Raw genomic sequence first — 15,952 nt, 5'->3', positions numbered from 1 at the left:
CCTTCCACAGCATGTGGGCGGAGCTCGCGCTCCTCGGCCGCGACAGCGGCTCCGGCGGCTACCGCCGCTACGCCTGGACCGGGGCGGACACCGACTGCCGGGCCTGGTTCCAGGAGCAGGCGCGGGCGCGCGGCATGGCGTACGAGACCGACCGCAACGGCAACCAGTGGGCCTGGCTCGGCGACCCCCTCGCCGGGGACGCCGTGGTCACCGGCTCGCACCTGGACTCCGTCCCCGACGGCGGGGCCTTCGACGGCCCCCTCGGGGTGGTGTCCTCCTTCGCGGCCCTGGACGAACTCCGCAGGAGGGGAGCGGAGTTCGCCAGGCCCCTGGCCATCACCAACTTCGGTGACGAGGAGGGGGCCCGCTTCGGGCTCGCCTGCGTCGGCTCCCGGCTCGCGGCCGGGCAGCTGACCCGGGAGAAGGCCTACGAGCTCCGCGACGCCGACGGTGTCAGCCTGCCCGCCGCCATGGAGGCCGCCGGGTACGACCCCGCCGCCATCGGGGCGGACCCCGAGCGCCTCGCCCGCATCGGCGCCTTCGTCGAACTGCACGTGGAGCAGGGCCGGGCCCTCGACCTCAGCGGGGACCGGGTCGGCATCGCGTCCGCGATCTGGCCGCACGGCCGCTGGCGGTTCGACTTCCGCGGCGAGGCCAACCACGCCGGCACCACCCGGCTCGTGGACCGCCGCGACCCCATGCTGACCTACGCGGCGACGGTCCTCGCGGCCCGCGCCGAAGCGGCGCTCGCCGGCGCCGTCGCCACCTTCGGGAAGATCTCCGTCGAGCCCAACGGGGTCAACGCGATCCCGTCCCTGGTACGGGGCTGGCTCGACTCCCGCGCGGCCGACCAGGCCACCCTCGACACGGTGGTCACCGCCGTCGAGAAGGCCGCCCGCGAACGCGCCGACCAGGACGGCGTCGACCTCGCGGTCGTCCGGGAGTCCTTCACCCCGGTCGTCGAGTTCGAGCACGCCCTGCGCGACGAGCTGAACCGGATCCTGGGCGGCGCCGTCCCGGTGCTCGGCACCGGAGCGGGACACGACGCAGGAATCCTCTCCGCGGCCGTCCCGACCGCGATGCTGTTCGTACGGAACCCGACCGGCGTCTCCCACTCGCCGCGGGAGTTCGCCGCCGAGGACGACTGCGTGGCCGGCGTCCTCGCCCTCGCCGACGTACTGGAAGGACTCGCATGCAGGTGAAGGGGAACGCGGTGGCGGCGCGGAAGACGTACTGGCTGGAACACGCCTGGCTCGGCACCCACGTCGAGCCGGGCGTGGCCCTGGCCGTAGCGGCCGACGGCAGGATCGCGGCCCTGACCACCGGTGCGCCGACCCCGCCGCCGGGCGCCGAGCCGCTGCGCGGGCTGACCGTCCCCGGCCTGGCCAACGCGCACAGCCACGCCTTCCACCGCGCGCTGCGCTCCACCGTCCAGGTCGGCTCCGGCACCTTCTGGACCTGGCGCGACGTCATGTACAAGGTCGCCCAGAACCTCACCCCCGAGCGCTACTTCGCGCTCGCCCGCGCCGTGTACGCGGAGATGGCCCTGGCCGGCATCACGAACGTCGGCGAGTTCCACTACGTCCACCACGCGCCCGGCGGCGCCCCCTACGCCGACCCGAACGCCATGGGGGAGGCCCTGATCGAGGCGGCCGCCGAGGCCGGCATCCGCATCACCCTCCTCGACACCGCCTACCTGTCCTCGGGCTTCGGCCGGGAGCCCGAACCGCACCAGCTGCGCTTCTCCGACGGCACCGCCGAGGCCTGGGCGGAGCGCGTCTCGGCGCTCAAGCCCCGCGAGCACGCGCTGGTCGGCGCCGCGATCCACTCGGTCCGCGCCGTGCCCGCGGCGGAACTGGGGACCGTCGCCGCCTGGGCCGCGGAGCGGCAAGCCCCCCTGCACGTCCACCTCTCCGAGCAGACCGCCGAGAACGACGCCTGCCGGGCCGCCCACGGCCGCACCCCGACCGAGCTCCTCGCCGACCACGGGGTCCTCGGCCCGCGCACCACCGGGGTCCACAACACCCACCTGACCGACGCGGACATCGCCCTGCTCGGCGGCACCTCCACCGGCACCTGCATGTGCCCCACCACCGAACGCGACCTCGCCGACGGCATCGGGCCGGCGGCCCGCCTCCAGCACGCGGGCAGCCCGCTGTCGCTCGGCAGCGACAGCCACGCCGTGATCGACCTGCTCGAAGAGGCCCGGGCGATGGAGCTCAACGAGCGCCTGCGCAGCCGCACCCGGGGGCACTGGACGGCGAACGCCCTGCTCTCCGCCGCCACCGCCGACGGCCATGCCGCCCTCGGCCGGCCGGACGCGGGCCGCCTGGAGCCCGGGGCCCTCGCGGACTTCACCACCCTCGCCCTGGACTCCGTCCGCACGGCGGGACCCCTGCCGCGCCTCGGGGCGGAGACGGCGGTGTTCGCCGCCACGGCGGCGGACGTCCGCCACACCGTGGTCGGCGGTCGCCACATCGTCCGCGACGGCGTCCACGCGCTGGTCGGGGACGTACCGTCGGCCCTGGCCGCGTCGATCGCCGCCCTCCGCGCCTGACACCGCGCCCCGCCCCCGCCGCTTCCCGACCCCGAGGCCCGGCCCCCGGCCCCCGCGCCGCGCGCCGGGCGCGCGGCCCGGGGCGGCCCGGTTCTGAGAGGAACTCATGACCACCACCGTCATCACCCGCATCGGCAGCCTCGTCACCAACGACCCCGCCCTCGGTGACGGCACCGCCCTCGGCCTGATCCAGGACGCGGCCGTCGTCATCGAGGACGACAGGATCGCCTGGGTCGGCCCCGCCGCCGAGGCGCCGGCCGCCGACACCGCGTACGACGCGCACGGCAGCGCCGTCATCCCCGGCTTCGTCGACTCGCACTCGCACCTGGTCTTCGCCGGCGACCGCACCGCGGAGTTCAACGCCCGCATGTCCGGACGCGGTTACACCGCCGGCGGCATCCGCACCACGGTCGCCGCGACCCGCGCCGCCAGCGACGCCGAGCTGGAGGCGAACCTCCTGCGCCACCTCCGCGAGGCCCGCCGCCAGGGCACCACCACCGTCGAGACCAAGTCCGGCTACGGACTCACCGTCGCCGACGAGGCCCGCGCCCTGCGCATCGCCGCCGCGCACACCGAGGAGGTCACCTACCTCGGCGCGCACATCGTCTCCCCCGACTACGCCGAGGACCCGGCCGCCTACGTCGACCTCGTCACCGGCGAGATGCTGGCGGCCTGCGCCCCCTACGCCCGCTGGGTCGACGTGTTCTGCGAGAAGGGCGCCTTCGACGGGGACCAGGCCCGCGCGATCCTGACCGCCGGAGCCGCCGCCGGGCTGATCCCGCGCGTCCACGCCAACCAGCTCAACCACGGCCCCGGGGTCCAGCTCGCCGTGGAGCTGGCGGCGGCCTCCGCCGACCACTGCACCCACCTCACCGACGCCGACGTGGACGCGCTCGCCCAGGCCGCCGCCACCACCGTGGCCACCCTGCTGCCCGGCGCCGAGTTCTCCACCCGCGCCCCGTGGCCCGACGCCCGCCGCCTGCTCGACGCCGGGGCGACCGTCGCGCTGTCCACCGACTGCAACCCCGGCTCGTCCTACACCAGTTCCATGCCGTTCTGCATCGCGCTCGCGGTCCGGGACATGGGCATGACCCCCGACGAGGCCCTCTGGTCGGCCACCGCCGGCGGTGCCCGCGCGCTGCGCCGCGGCGACATCGGCACGCTCACTCCCGGAGCCCGGGCGGACCTGGCCCTCCTCGACGCCCCCAGCCACGTCCACCTCGCCTACCGGCCCGGGGTCCCGCTCGTCTCGGCCGTCTGGCAGCGGGGCGTACGGGTGGCCCCGCAGGCTCCCGTGGCCTGAAACCGCGCGGCCGACGGGCCGTCGATCCGGGCCGTCCTTTGTCTTCCCTCCGCAAGGACCCGGGCGTACCTTGAGCCACCAATCTGATGTGTCGTCAGTAACTTGTGGCCCGAGGGGAAGACGAAGGTGTCCGACCGGAAACGCACCACCGCACTCGCGCTGGCCTCCGCGCTGGCCGGCTCGGCGGTACTGCTGGCCGCCCCCGCGGCCCGCGCCGACGTCGTCGACGTGGCCTACGACTGCAAGACCCCGATCGGGGACAAGTCGGCCGTGTCGCCCATCGACATCAAGGCCGTCAAGGAGGGCGACTCCTACAAGCTCACGATGTCCTTCCAGAAGGGTGTCTCCTCCAGCCCGATCGAACTCGGCAAGGGCGCCATGTCCCCGAGCGCGGTCATCCTCGCCGACGGCGCGGAGAAGGTGTCCGTCCCGGTCTCCGGGCAGCCCAACGCCGAGGCCGCGCCGGCCGACACGCCCATCAGGATCAGCGACCTCTCGGGCACCTACACGCCCGGGAAGAGCGGCCGGGTCACCTTCACCGCCGGGGTGCTCACCATCAAGGCCATGGGCACCACGACCACCTGCGTCCCCGGCAACAGCCCCCGGCCCTCGCTCGAACTGGACGTCACGGCGGCCGCCGGGGCCGCCGCCCCGACCGGCGGCGAGGCGTCCGGCGACACCCTGCCGCAGACCGGCCCCGTCGACTCCGCCCTCGCCCTCGGCACCTTCGGCGCCACCGTGCTGCTGGCCGGCGCCGCCGGCGTCCTGTGGCTGACCCGGCGCGGCCGGCGGGCCCGGTCCTGAACGGAGCACCCCGGCCATGCCCGTGCCCCACAGCCTCCGGCGCACCGGCGCCCTGTTCCTCACCGCGCTCACCGCCCTCGCGCTGCACGCCGCCCCCGCCCGCCCCGCCGCCGCCGACGGGTCCGGCTGGACGGCCGAGCCCGCCGCGGGCCGGCTCGGCGGCGCCCGCCCGTACTTCTACCTCGCGGGCACCCCCGGCGCCGTCCTGGAGGACCACCTCGCCCTGTCCAACACCACCGACCAGGAGCGGACCGTCACCCTGCGCGGCGCCGACGCCCCCACCGCGGCGGAGGACGCCCCCGCCGTGCGCCCGGCAGCCCCCGCGCCCGCCCCGGCCACCGGCGCCGGGGCCTGGATCAGCTTCGGACCCGCCGCCGCGGTCACGATCCCGCCCCGCACCCGCGCGGTGGTCCCCTTCACCGTCACCGTCCCGCCCGCCTCCGCGCCCGGCGACCACCCCGCGGCCGTGGTCGCCACCGAGGGCGGCCGCGAGGTGGGCGTACGGGTCCACCTGCGGGTCGGCGGACCGACCCTGGCCGCCCTCACCGTCGAGGACGTCGCCGTGCGCGGCCGCGGCGCCTCGGCCCAGGTCGCGTACACCCTGGTCAACCGGGGCAACGTCGCCCTGGCCCCCGAGCTGGAGATCCGCGCCGACGGCCGCCTCGGCGACGTACCCGGCCGCGGCCCCCGCACCCTGCCCGTGGAGCTGCTCCCCGGTGAGCGGGTGGCGCTGACCGAGCCCTGGCCCGGAGCCCCCGTCCTCGACCGGGTCCGCGTCACCGTCGCCGTCAGCGCTCCCGGCGGCGCCCGGGCCGAGGCGGGCACCAGCGCGTGGTTCGTGCCCTGGCGGATCGCCGGCTGGACCGCCGCCGGCCTGGCCGCCCTCGGCGGGACCGCGCTGACCGCGCTGTACCTCGTACGGGGCCGGCGCCCCCGGCCGGAGCCGCCGCGCGGCGAACCGCCCGGCGCGGCCCCGGGAACGGGACCCGCCCACGCACCGGAACACGAACTGACGGGAGCAGCCACGTGAGTGCCCTGCCCGGCGTACGCCCCCGAGCCACCGCGGGACTCGCGGCCCTCCTCGCGGCGGGGCTGGCGGCGTGCGCCCTGCTCCTGGCGCCCGCGCCGCCGGCGGCCGCCGACGAGGGCCGGGCCGCCGCGGCCCTCTCCCTGCCGGAGGCCGCCAAGGGCGCCGAGATCACCGTCACCGGCACCGGCTGGCGTCCGAGGACCATGGTGATGCTGCTGGTCTGCGGGCAGAACATGATCGGCGGCACCAACAGCTGCGCCAACGCCGACGGAGCCGCCGTCTCGGTCGCCGACGACGGGCGCTTCGCCGCCCGGCTGCCCGTGGCGGCGCCGCCCGAGCCCTGCCCGTGCGTCGTCAACGTCACCTCCGTCAACGGCGACCAGTCCACCGTGGCCCTTCCGCTGAGGATCACGGACCACCCGGTGGCCGAGCTGCCGGCCGCGTCCGGCACCGCCCGCCTCGCGATGCTCACCGGGGTCCGGCTGGAGGGCGGGGACGGGGTGCTCACCTGGTTCGGGGCCCCGCCGAGCCGGAAGTTCACGGTCACCGTCGGCAATCTCGGCTCCGCACCCGTCAAGGACCCCGTCTTCCAGCTCGGCACCGCCCACGGGGTGTTCGCGCCCCGGTGGGAGGAGGTCCGCTGGAAGGGGACCATCGCGCCCGGCGGCAAGGCGGAGATCGCCCTGGACGCCGCCCTCGCCGCGGGGGCCCACGGGGACTACACGCTCTCCCTCAAGTACGGCGAGACCGTCGTGGCCACCCAGCCCTGGCGCGTGGACCGGCCGTACGGGGTCCTGCTCTTCTGGGGCCTGCTCCTGGTGGTGGTCCCCGCCGCCGTCTTCCGCGTCGGCATGGCCGTCGTCGACCGGGTCCGCCCGCGTCCCGGCCCCGCCGGCGGCCGCCACCGGGGCGCGCGGCCCCAGGACGGCACGGCGGCCGTGACGGCCCGGCTGCCGCGGACGCCCGCCCCGCGGGGATCCGCGCCGGCCCGCTCCGCACCGTCCGCGGAGACCCCTGAGACCACCGCGGCGGTCCTGCCGTGGTTCACCCCGGACAGCGCGCCGGAGACAGCACCGCAGACGTCCGCACCGTCTGAGAAACGTTCGACGACGAAGGGACATTCGTGAAGACCCAACGGAGGGTGAGCGCGGCCGTGGTCGCGCTGCTGCTCGGCGGCGCGGGTATCGCCACATCGGCTTCTCCCGCCCTGGCCGCCGAGACCACGTACAAGGTCAAGTGCGTGCCGCCGGCCGGCGGCGGCGACCCGGTCGAGGGCGAGACCACGGCGAAGGTCACGGCCCCGGCCTCGGCCAAGGTCGGTGACGAGGTCGACGTGGTCTGGGAGACGGTCAAGCCCGCCTCGAACAACACCGACCTGATGGACATCCCGAAGGACGCCGTCCAGCCGACCGGCTGGATCGCGCTGAGCGGCGGGATGGGGGAGCTGAAGGTCGTCGGGGAGAAGAAGAACCCGCCGATCGCCAAGAAGGCCCCCATGGTCATGTCGGCGATGAAGGGCAAGCTGAAGCTCACCAAGGCCGGCAAGATCACTCTGACCCCCGGCAAGTACGACGTCGCCGTCTCCTTCTCCTTCGGCACGTTCGTCACCAAGTGCGCGCCGCAGGGGAACGTGGCCGCCGGGGCCACCATCGACGTGTCCGCCGGCTCCGGCAACGGAGGCACCACGAACGGAGGCGCCACCAACGGCGGCACCACGAACGGAGGCACGAACAACGGCGGCACCACCGCCGGCTCCGGTGGTCAGACCGACTTCCCGGGCAAGGCCGTCGAGGTCGCCTTCGACTGCGGCCCGGTCGTGCCCGGCGGCATCAAGACCCCGGTCACGATCAACGCGAAGAAGAAGGGCGGCGGCTACGACCTGACCGTCAAGACCGCCAAGGGCGCGATGGCCGCGCCCATGGCCCTGCCCGCCGGGGCCCTCAAGCCCTCGATGAACGTCAAACTGGGCGGCGCCGACACCGGCGCGGTCAAGGTCTCCGGCCCGGCCAACGCGGAGCCCATCCCGGACAAGGCCCCCGTCAGCCTCAGCGACATGACCGGCACCTACACCCCCGGCAAGACCGGCAAGGTGACGCTGAGCCCGGACCAGCTGACGATCGACGTCACGATGGCACCGGGCGCGGCGCCGATCAACGTCCCCTGCAAGGCGACCAGCAGCGGCGTCTCGCTGGAGCTGGACACCACCGCCCAGCAGGGCGGATCGGGCTCCCCGTCCAGCACCGGGAACACCTCCGCCGGCGCCTCCTCGGGCAACCTCGCCGAGACCGGCGCAGAGGACGAGGGCGGCATCAAGGCCCTGGCCCTGATCGCCGGCACGGTGGTCCTGCTCGGCGGCGCGGTGTTCACCTTCACCCCCTGGCGCCGCCTGCGCGGCACCCGCTAGGCCCGGTACGGCGCCCGCCGGCGCCCGTACGGCAGGACGGCCCGGCACACCGCGAGGTGTGCCGGGCCGTCCCGGTGAGGCAGCGGTTCAGGGCGTCAGTGGACGTCGCCCATCATCGTCTGGACCTTCTTGCGGTACATGTAGATCGCGAAGCCCGCGAGCGCCGCCAGCGCGGCCTGCGCGGCGATGATCGTGGTGCCGTTCAGGTCGACCCCGGCGATGGAGAGCAGGCCCGTGGTGCAGTCACCGGCGGTGACCGCGAGGAACCAGACACCCATCATCTGGCTCGCGTACTTCTGCGGGGCCATCTTCGTGGTGACCGACAGGCCCACCGGCGACAGGCACAGCTCGGCGATCGTCTGGATCATGTAGATCGAGACCAGCCACATCGGGCTGACCTTGTCGCCGCCGTTCGCCATGCCCATCGGCACGACGAAGACGAAGAACGAGGCGCCCACGAGGACCAGGGCCATCGAGAACTTCACGATGGTCGTCGGTTCCTGGTTCTTGCGCGCCAGCCAGATCCACAGCCAGGCGAAGACCGGGGCCAGGGTCATGACGAAGAGCGGGTTCAGGGACTGGAACCACGTCGAGGGGAAGTCGAAGCCGAAGACCGTGTTCGCGGAGTTCTTCTCGGCGAAGGCGGCCAGCGTGGAACCACCCTGGTCGTAGATCATCCAGAAGACGGCGGCGGCGACGAAGAACCAGATGTAGCCGTTCATCTTCGACTGCTCGGGCGCCGACAGGTCCTTGTCGCGCTTGATGCGGACCAGGACGCCGACCGGGATCAGCAGACCCGCCAGGGTCAGCGGCACCAGGGCCCAGTTCAGCGTGAAGACACCGGTGAAGCCGATGACCGCGTAGAAGGCGGCGACGACACCGACCGCTCCGGCGACCTTCATGACGATCGCGGTGCGCTCCTGCGCCGACAGCGGGTTCGGAACCAGGCTGCTGGTCGGGCTGAGGTGCTTGGTGCCCAGCATGAACTGGATCAGGCCCACCGCCATGCCCGCGCCGGCCAGGGCGAAGCCCAGGTGCCAGTTGACGGTCTGGCCGACGGTGCCGATGACGAACGGCGCGACGAAGGCACCGAGGTTGATGCCCACGTAGAAGAGGGTGAAGCCACTGTCGCGACGCGGGTCCTGCGGACCGTCGTAGAGGTGGCCGACCATCGTGGAGATGTTGGCCTTCAGCAGGCCGGAACCGGCCGCCACCAGCGCGAGGCCGACGAAGAACATCGCCTGGCCCGGCAGGGCGAGCGAGAAGTGGCCCGCCATGATCACGCCACCGGCGATGGCGACCGTCTTGCGGGCACCCCAGACGCGGTCGCCGAACCAGCCACCGGGCAGCGCCATGAGGTAGACCATGGCCACGTAGATGGAGTAGATGGCCGTGGCCGTGGCGGCCTTCATGGCCAGGCCGCCGCCCTGGCTGTCGGTCGCGGCGTCGACGCCACCCGAGATCAGGTAGACGACGAGGAGGGCGCGCATGCCGTAGTAGGAGAAGCGCTCCCACATCTCGGTCATGAACAGAGTGGCCAGGCCACGGGGGTGGCCGAAGAAGGTCTTCTCGGTGGACGGATCCGCCGGGTCCTTCGTCAGGCTGGAAGCCATGGTCGATCCTTGCTTGCTCGGGACGCCTCGGCCTTGTGAGCTGATGAGCGCCCGGTGAGGGGTGGCCGGCACCGGCGGCGGTCGACCCGCCCCACGCCCGGGGGCCCGCCCCGACGGATCGGGGCGGAGGGTCAGCCGTTCACCGGGATCCACGCCCTGTCGCGCACCATCGCGCGCAGGGCCGGCCCACAGGTCTTCGCTGTCTTCGGGGCCGGAGACAGCAGTCCGTCACTTCTTCATCAAGACTGCCGACCGGCCCGAACAGAAATCAGAGACCTTCGGCTCGCTTTTCGGCACAAAGGTCCCTTGGTAGTGCATCAGGCGTCTCGCCACCATACGACACGACACTGCCGCATATGGAAGGACTTGAGATATGGATCACAAGGCTCTCAGGGAACCGTTTGACGGTATTCGAAGGTCGCCAGACCGTCATAACCCCAGATCGGCAGGGCTCTGTGGGCAGGCCCCTCCTTTTAGCTCGTGCGGACTACCATCACCCACATGACGCGTGTACTGCTCGCCGAGGACGACGCATCCATCTCGGAACCTCTCGCCCGCGCCCTGCGCCGGGAGGGGTACGAGGTCGAGGTCCGGGAGGACGGCCCCACGGCCCTGGACGCGGGACTGCAGGGCGGCGTCGACCTCGTCGTCCTGGACCTGGGCCTGCCGGGCATGGACGGCCTGGAAGTGGCCCGCAGACTGCGCGCCGAGGGCCACGGCTTCCCGATCCTGGTCCTCACCGCCCGCGCGGACGAGGTCGACACGGTGGTCGGCCTGGACGCCGGCGCCGACGACTACGTGACCAAGCCCTTCCGGCTCGCCGAGCTGCTGGCCCGGGTCCGGGCCCTGCTCCGGCGCGGCGCCGCCGAGACGGCCCAGCCCCCCGCCACCCACGGCGTGCGGATCGACGTCGAATCGCACCGCGCCTGGATGGGCGACGAGGAGCTCCAGCTCACGGCCAAGGAATTCGACCTGCTGCGCGTCCTGGTCCGCGACGCCGGCCGGGTCGTGACCCGCGACCAGCTGATGCGCGAGGTCTGGGACACCACCTGGTGGTCGTCCACCAAGACCCTCGACATGCACATCTCCTGGCTGCGCAAGAAGCTGGGCGACGACGCGGCGAACCCCCGCTACATCGCCACCGTCCGGGGCGTCGGCTTCCGCTTCGAGAAGAGCTGACCGGCCTCCCGGGGAACCGACCCCGAGGACCCGCCCCGAGACGCCGACCCGAGGAACCACCCGAGCCATGCGCCGCCGCTTGATCAACTCCACGCTCGCCGTGGTGCTCGTCGTCATCGCCGTCTTCGGGGTCTCCCTGGTCATCGTGGAGACCCGCACCATCACCAGCAGCGCCCAGGACCGGATCGAGTCCGAGGCGCTGCGGCTGATGGGCATCGTCGAGACGGACCTCGCGGAGAAGCGGCAGATCGACCCCCTGGCGCTCGCCGAGCAGCTCGACGCCGGCCACTACGCGCGGGTCACCGTGCCCGACCGGCCCGCCGTGGAGGTGGGGGACCGGATCTCCGGAAGCGTCGTCCGGGGCATCGCGCGCGGTGAGCAGGGCGAGACCGTCATCGTCGAGGAGTCCCGGTCCACCGTGACCCGGGAGGTCGGGCGGACCTTGGCCGTCGTCGGCGCCGTGGCCCTGCTGGCCGTCGTGGCGGCCGTACTCCTCGCCGTACGGCAGGCGAACCGGCTGGCCTCACCGCTCACCGATCTCGCCGAGACGGCGGAGCGGCTGGGCTCGGGCGATCCGAGGCCCCGCCACAAGCGGTACGGGGTACCCGAGCTCGACCGGGTCGCCGACGTACTGGACTCCAGCGCCGAGCGGATCGGCCGGATGCTGACCGCCGAGCGCAGACTGGCCGCCGACGCCTCCCACCAGCTGCGCACCCCGCTCACGGCCCTGTCCATGCGGCTGGAGGAGATCACCGTCACCGACGACCTGGCGACGGTCCGGGAGGAGGCGACGATCGCCCTCACCCAGGTCGAGCGCCTCACGGACGTGGTCCAGCGGCTGCTGACGAACTCCCGGGACCCCCGGACCGGCTCGGCGGTCCCCTTCGACCTGGACGAGGTCGTCAAGCAGCAGGAGGAGGAGTGGCGGCCCGCCTACCGCAGCGCCGGCCGGGCCCTCGTACGCTCCGGCAAGCCCGGCGTACGGGCCGTCGGCACTCCGGGGGCGGTCTCGCAGGTCCTGGCGACCCTGGTGGAGAACGCGCTCATGCACGGCGGCGGCACGGTCGCGTTGCGCACCCGGGTCATCGGCAACCAGGCCGTGCTGGAGGTGACGGACGAGGGCCCCGGAGTCCCGCCCGACCTCGGCAACCGGATCTTCGAGCGGGCCATCAGCGGCCGCAACTCGACCGGCATCGGCCTGGCGGTCGCCCGGGACCTCGCGGAGGCGGACGGCGGGCGGCTCGAACTGCTGCAGGCGAAGCCGCCGGTCTTCGCCCTGTTCCTGAGCCGGACGGCCCCCGAGCGCGGGGAGCCGCGGGTGACGGTCCGCTGAGGTCCGGCCCGGCCGCGGCGGTGCCGGCGGGAGAGCCGGCTCAGTTGTTCGCCGGCTCCGGTTCGGGGACCGGCCGCGGCCTCGCGCCCGTGCGCAGGGGCGCCGGCCCGGACAGGGGCGCGGCGGGCGCCGGAGCGGCCGCGGCCTCCGGCCCGGCGGGCAGGGCCTTGAAGACCCAGGTCCGGTAGGACCAGAAGCGGAAGACGGTCGCCGTGCCGATGCCGACGAACTTGAACACGTTCGTCGCGACCGGGCCGTCCCAGCCGAAGCCGTACGTGGCCGTGTACAGCACGCCGTTCTCGATGACCAGGCCGACGCCGCTGAACACGGCGAACAGGGTCAGCTCGCGGGTGCGGCCGCTCTTGGCCCGGTCCCGGTAGGCGAAGTAGCGGAAGCCCAGGTAGTTGGTGGCGATGGCCACGACGGTGGCTATCACGCTCGCGCGCACCACCTGGAGGTCGGTCGTGTGCCGGATCAGGTTGAAGACACCCAGGTTGACCAGCACACCCAGACCGCCGACCGCCCCGAACTTGGCGACCTCCCGTACGAGGCCGCGTACGCGTTCGAGAACAGATCCGTTGCCCGGCGTGCTCATCTGATGGTTCAGTCCCTGTCGGTCACCGCCCCGTACGGGCGTCCGGTGGCATTCCGTCAACCCACCCATCGTAAGTGTCCCCCCTGTGCCCCGTCTGTGCCTTCGGGCACCCTGCGACGCACGGCACACCGCGGTGTACGCACGTTCCGCGCCAGGGCCCGTCCGGATGGCGGAATACCGGCGGATACCCTGGAGGAGTGACGTTCCCGGTAGTCGGCATGGTCGGCGGCGGACAGCTCGCCCGCATGACCCACGAGGCGGGTATCCCCCTCGGAATCAAATTCAAGATCCTCAGTGACACCCCTCAGGACTCGGCGGCCCAGGTCGTGAGCGACGTCGTCATCGGCGACTATCGCGACCTGGACACGCTGCGCGCCTTCGCGCGCGGCTGCGACGTGATCACGTTCGATCACGAGCACGTGCCCACCGAGCACCTCAGGGCCCTGGAAGCGGACGGCGTCCCCGTCCGACCGGGGCCCGACGCGTTGGTGCACGCCCAGGACAAGGGGGTGATGCGCGCCAGGCTCGACGAGATCGGCGCGCCCTGCCCCCGCCACCGGATCGTGCGCGATCCGGCGGACGCGGCGGCCTTCGCGGACGAGGTGGGCGGCTTCCCGATCATCCTCAAGACGGTGCGCGGCGGATACGACGGCAAGGGCGTGTGGTTCGTCCGCGCGCCCGAGGACGCGGAGGCCCCCTTCAAGGCGGGCGTCCCGGTCCTCGCGGAGGAGAAGGTCGAGTTCGTCCGCGAGCTCGCGGCCAACATCGTCCGCTCCCCGCACGGCCAGGCGGTGGCCTACCCCGTCGTGGAGTCCGTCCAGGTGGACGGGGTCTGCGACACGGTGATCGCCCCGGCCCCGAACCTCTCGGAGGCCCTGGCGGGCGAGGCCCAGGCCCTGGCCCTGCGCATCGCCAAGGAGCTCGACGTGACCGGCCACCTGGCCGTGGAGCTGTTCGAGACCGCCGACGGGCGGATCCTGGTCAACGAGCTGGCCATGCGCCCGCACAACAGCGGCCACTGGACCCAGGACGGCGCCGTCACCTCCCAGTTCGCCAACCACGTCCGCGCGGTCCTGGACCTCCCCCTGGGCGACCCGCGCCCCCGGGCCCGCTGGACGGTCATGGCCAACGTGCTCGGCGGGGACTACCCCGACATGTACGCGGCGTACCTGCACTGCATGGCCCACGATCCGCAGTTGAAGATCCACATGTACGGCAAGGACGTGAAGCACGGCCGCAAGGTCGGCCACGTCAACACCTACGGCGACGATCTGGACGATGTGCTGGAGCGAGCACGTCACGCTGCCGGCTACCTCAGAGGAACGATCACCGAATGAGCACCACTGCCCCCTCCGCGGGCCCCGTCGTCGGCATCGTCATGGGCTCGGACTCGGACTGGCCGGTCATGGAGGCCGCCGCCAAGGCCCTGGACGAGTTCGAGATCCCCTACGAGGTCGACGTCGTCTCCGCCCACCGGATGCCGCGCGAGATGATCGCGTACGGCGAGCAGGCCGCCGGGCGCGGACTCAAGGCGATCATCGCCGGCGCGGGCGGGGCGGCCCACCTGCCCGGCATGCTGGCCTCCGTCACCCCGCTGCCGGTCATCGGCGTGCCGGTCCCGCTGAAGTACCTCGACGGCATGGACTCGCTGCTGTCCATCGTGCAGATGCCGGCGGGCGTCCCCGTCGCCACCGTCTCCGTCGCCGGGGCGCGCAACGCGGGCCTGCTGGCCGTGCGCATGCTCGCCGCGCACGACGCGGAGCTGCTGGGGCGGATGCGGGAGTTCCAGCAGGAGCTGGCCGACCAGGCCACCGAGAAGGGCAAGCGGCTGCGTACGAAGGTGGCGGGCGCGGACTCCTTCGGATTCGGCAAGTGAGCGCGGCGCGGCGCCTGGAGGAGGCGCGTGCCCTGCTCGGCGAGCACCCGGTCGTCGACGGGCACAACGACCTGCCCTGGGCGCTGCGCAACGGGGCCGCCCCCGCGGGCTCACCGGCGACGGTGCGCTACGACCTCGACCGCTGGGACCTCGCCTCGGACCAGTCGGCCCACCTGCACACCGACATCCCCCGGCTGCGGGCCGGAGGGGTCGGCGCGCAGTTCTGGTCCGTCTACGTCCGCTCCGACTACGCGGGGGACGAGGCGGTCAGCGCCACCCTGGAGCAGATCGACATCGTCGCCCAGCTCATCGGGCGCTACCCGCGCGACCTGGTGCGGGCGCTGACGGCGGACGACATGGAGGCGGCCCGCGCCGACGGCCGGATCGCCTCCCTGATGGGTGCCGAGGGCGGCCACTCCATCAACAACTCGCTGGCCACCCTGCGCGCCCTGCACCAGCTGGGCGTGCGGTACATGACGCTCACCCACAACGACACCATCGACTGGGCGGACTCGGCGACGGACGAGCCCCGGCACGGGGGACTGAACGACTTCGGCCGCGAGGTCGTCCGCGAGATGAACCGCGTCGGCATGCTCGTGGACCTCTCCCACGTCGCCGCCACGACGATGCGGGACGCGCTCGCCGCCACCGCCGCGCCCGTGATCTTCTCGCACTCCTCCGCGCGGGCGGTCTGCGACCACCCGCGCAACATCCCGGACGACGTGCTGGCGCTGCTGCCGGCCAACGGCGGGGTGGCGATGGCCACCTTCGTACCGAAGTTCATCCTCCCGGCGGCGGTCGAGTGGACCCTCGCCGCGGACGAGAACCTGCGGGCCCACGGCTTCCACCACCTCGACACCACGCCCGGGGCGATGGCCCTGCACCGGGCCTTCGAGGAGGCACGCCCCCGCCCGCGGGCCACGGCCGCCACGGTGGCCGACCACCTGGACCACATGCGCGAGGTCGCCGGGATCGACCACATCGGCATCGGCGGGGACTACGACGGCACGGCCTTCACCCCGTCCGGGCTGGACGATGTGGCGGGCTATCCGAACCTGATCGCCGAACTGCTGGCGCGCGGCTGGTCGAAGGCCGACCTGGCCAAGCTGACCTGGTCCAACGCGGTACGGGCGCTGCGCGACGCGGAGGCGGTGTCCCGGGACCTGTCGGCGGCTCGCGGCCCCTCGAACGCGGTGCTCGCGCCGGTCGCGTAACCGGCCGGCCGGGCCGGCGGGCGGGTGCGCCCACCGGGCCGGCG

The 15,952-nt window shown here is 73.4% G+C and carries 14 protein-coding genes; 12 read left to right on the top strand and 2 right to left on the bottom strand.

Features of this window, described 5'->3' with window-relative positions:
* Nucleotides 1–11: 11 nt before the first annotated feature.
* The 7 genes from ACFWUQ_RS10705 to ACFWUQ_RS10675 all read left to right on the top strand — a co-directional run bounded on the left by ACFWUQ_RS10705 (nucleotide 12) and on the right by ACFWUQ_RS10675 (nucleotide 8,098).
* On the top strand, nucleotides 12–1,202 hold the full coding sequence (locus ACFWUQ_RS10705) for an allantoate amidohydrolase (RefSeq protein WP_384535844.1): 1,191 nt from the start codon (nucleotides 12–14) through the stop codon (nucleotides 1,200–1,202).
* Nucleotides 1,193–2,557 carry a formimidoylglutamate deiminase gene (locus ACFWUQ_RS10700; RefSeq protein ID WP_384535739.1) on the top strand — a complete coding sequence of 455 codons (1,365 nt, stop codon included), beginning with the start codon at nucleotides 1,193–1,195 and terminating at the stop codon, nucleotides 2,555–2,557. The genes ACFWUQ_RS10705 and ACFWUQ_RS10700 overlap by 10 nt, the downstream gene beginning before the upstream one ends.
* 106 nt (nucleotides 2,558–2,663) lie before the next feature.
* Nucleotides 2,664–3,860, top strand: coding sequence for an imidazolonepropionase (gene hutI, locus ACFWUQ_RS10695; RefSeq protein ID WP_384535736.1), 1,197 nt, complete (start codon nucleotides 2,664–2,666; stop codon nucleotides 3,858–3,860).
* Nucleotides 3,861–3,986: 126 nt separating this feature from the next.
* Complete coding sequence (locus ACFWUQ_RS10690; protein WP_384535734.1) at nucleotides 3,987–4,664, top strand: LPXTG cell wall anchor domain-containing protein; 678 nt, start codon at nucleotides 3,987–3,989, stop codon at nucleotides 4,662–4,664.
* A 16-nt stretch (nucleotides 4,665–4,680) separates the two neighbouring features.
* The gene (locus ACFWUQ_RS10685) at nucleotides 4,681–5,694 is read left to right on the top strand and encodes a hypothetical protein (RefSeq protein WP_384535732.1); all 1,014 of its coding nucleotides are present in this window, start codon (nucleotides 4,681–4,683) and stop codon (nucleotides 5,692–5,694) included.
* Nucleotides 5,691–6,821 (top strand): hypothetical protein, encoded by a 1,131-nt coding sequence (locus ACFWUQ_RS10680; protein WP_384535729.1) that lies wholly within the window; start codon nucleotides 5,691–5,693, stop codon nucleotides 6,819–6,821. Before ACFWUQ_RS10685 ends, ACFWUQ_RS10680 begins: the two co-directional genes overlap by 4 nt.
* Nucleotides 6,818–8,098 (top strand): hypothetical protein, encoded by a 1,281-nt coding sequence (locus ACFWUQ_RS10675; RefSeq protein WP_384535727.1) that lies wholly within the window; start codon nucleotides 6,818–6,820, stop codon nucleotides 8,096–8,098. Before ACFWUQ_RS10680 ends, ACFWUQ_RS10675 begins: the two co-directional genes overlap by 4 nt.
* 95 nt (nucleotides 8,099–8,193) lie before the next feature.
* On the opposite strand, the gene ACFWUQ_RS10670 is transcribed toward ACFWUQ_RS10675, so the two are convergent.
* Nucleotides 8,194–9,711 (bottom strand): peptide MFS transporter, encoded by a 1,518-nt coding sequence (locus ACFWUQ_RS10670; RefSeq protein WP_384535724.1) that lies wholly within the window; start codon nucleotides 9,709–9,711, stop codon nucleotides 8,194–8,196.
* Nucleotides 9,712–10,212: 501 nt separating this feature from the next.
* Here ACFWUQ_RS10670 and ACFWUQ_RS10665 point away from each other — a divergent pair.
* The gene (locus ACFWUQ_RS10665; protein ID WP_384535722.1) at nucleotides 10,213–10,890 is read left to right on the top strand and encodes a response regulator transcription factor; all 678 of its coding nucleotides are present in this window, start codon (nucleotides 10,213–10,215) and stop codon (nucleotides 10,888–10,890) included.
* 67 nt (nucleotides 10,891–10,957) lie between these two features.
* Nucleotides 10,958–12,223 (top strand): ATP-binding protein, encoded by a 1,266-nt coding sequence (locus tag ACFWUQ_RS10660; RefSeq protein WP_384535719.1) that lies wholly within the window; start codon nucleotides 10,958–10,960, stop codon nucleotides 12,221–12,223.
* A 40-nt stretch (nucleotides 12,224–12,263) separates the two neighbouring features.
* On the opposite strand, the gene ACFWUQ_RS10655 is transcribed toward ACFWUQ_RS10660, so the two are convergent.
* Nucleotides 12,264–12,818: a GtrA family protein gene (locus ACFWUQ_RS10655; RefSeq protein WP_384535717.1), complete on the bottom strand. Its 555-nt coding sequence runs from the start codon at nucleotides 12,816–12,818 to the stop codon at nucleotides 12,264–12,266.
* A gap of 197 nt (nucleotides 12,819–13,015) precedes the next feature.
* Here ACFWUQ_RS10655 and ACFWUQ_RS10650 point away from each other — a divergent pair, with 197 nt between their 5' ends.
* Genes ACFWUQ_RS10650 through ACFWUQ_RS10640 form a run of 3 tightly spaced genes read left to right on the top strand, consistent with a single transcriptional unit; the run spans nucleotide 13,016 to nucleotide 15,908 of the window.
* Nucleotides 13,016–14,155 (top strand): 5-(carboxyamino)imidazole ribonucleotide synthase, encoded by a 1,140-nt coding sequence (locus tag ACFWUQ_RS10650; RefSeq protein WP_384535715.1) that lies wholly within the window; start codon nucleotides 13,016–13,018, stop codon nucleotides 14,153–14,155.
* Nucleotides 14,152–14,694, top strand: coding sequence for a 5-(carboxyamino)imidazole ribonucleotide mutase (gene purE, locus ACFWUQ_RS10645; protein WP_384535713.1), 543 nt, complete (start codon nucleotides 14,152–14,154; stop codon nucleotides 14,692–14,694). The genes ACFWUQ_RS10650 and purE overlap by 4 nt, the downstream gene beginning before the upstream one ends.
* Nucleotides 14,691–15,908: a dipeptidase gene (locus tag ACFWUQ_RS10640; protein WP_384535710.1), complete on the top strand. Its 1,218-nt coding sequence runs from the start codon at nucleotides 14,691–14,693 to the stop codon at nucleotides 15,906–15,908. Before purE ends, ACFWUQ_RS10640 begins: the two co-directional genes overlap by 4 nt.
* Nucleotides 15,909–15,952 lie beyond the last annotated feature (44 nt).

The sequence above is a fragment of the Streptomyces sp. NPDC058662 genome, assembly GCF_042716255.1.
GTDB lineage: Bacteria > Actinomycetota > Actinomycetes > Streptomycetales > Streptomycetaceae > Streptomyces.
Note: the sequence above shows the minus strand (reverse complement) of the source record. Positions and strands in the feature narration are given on the sequence as shown.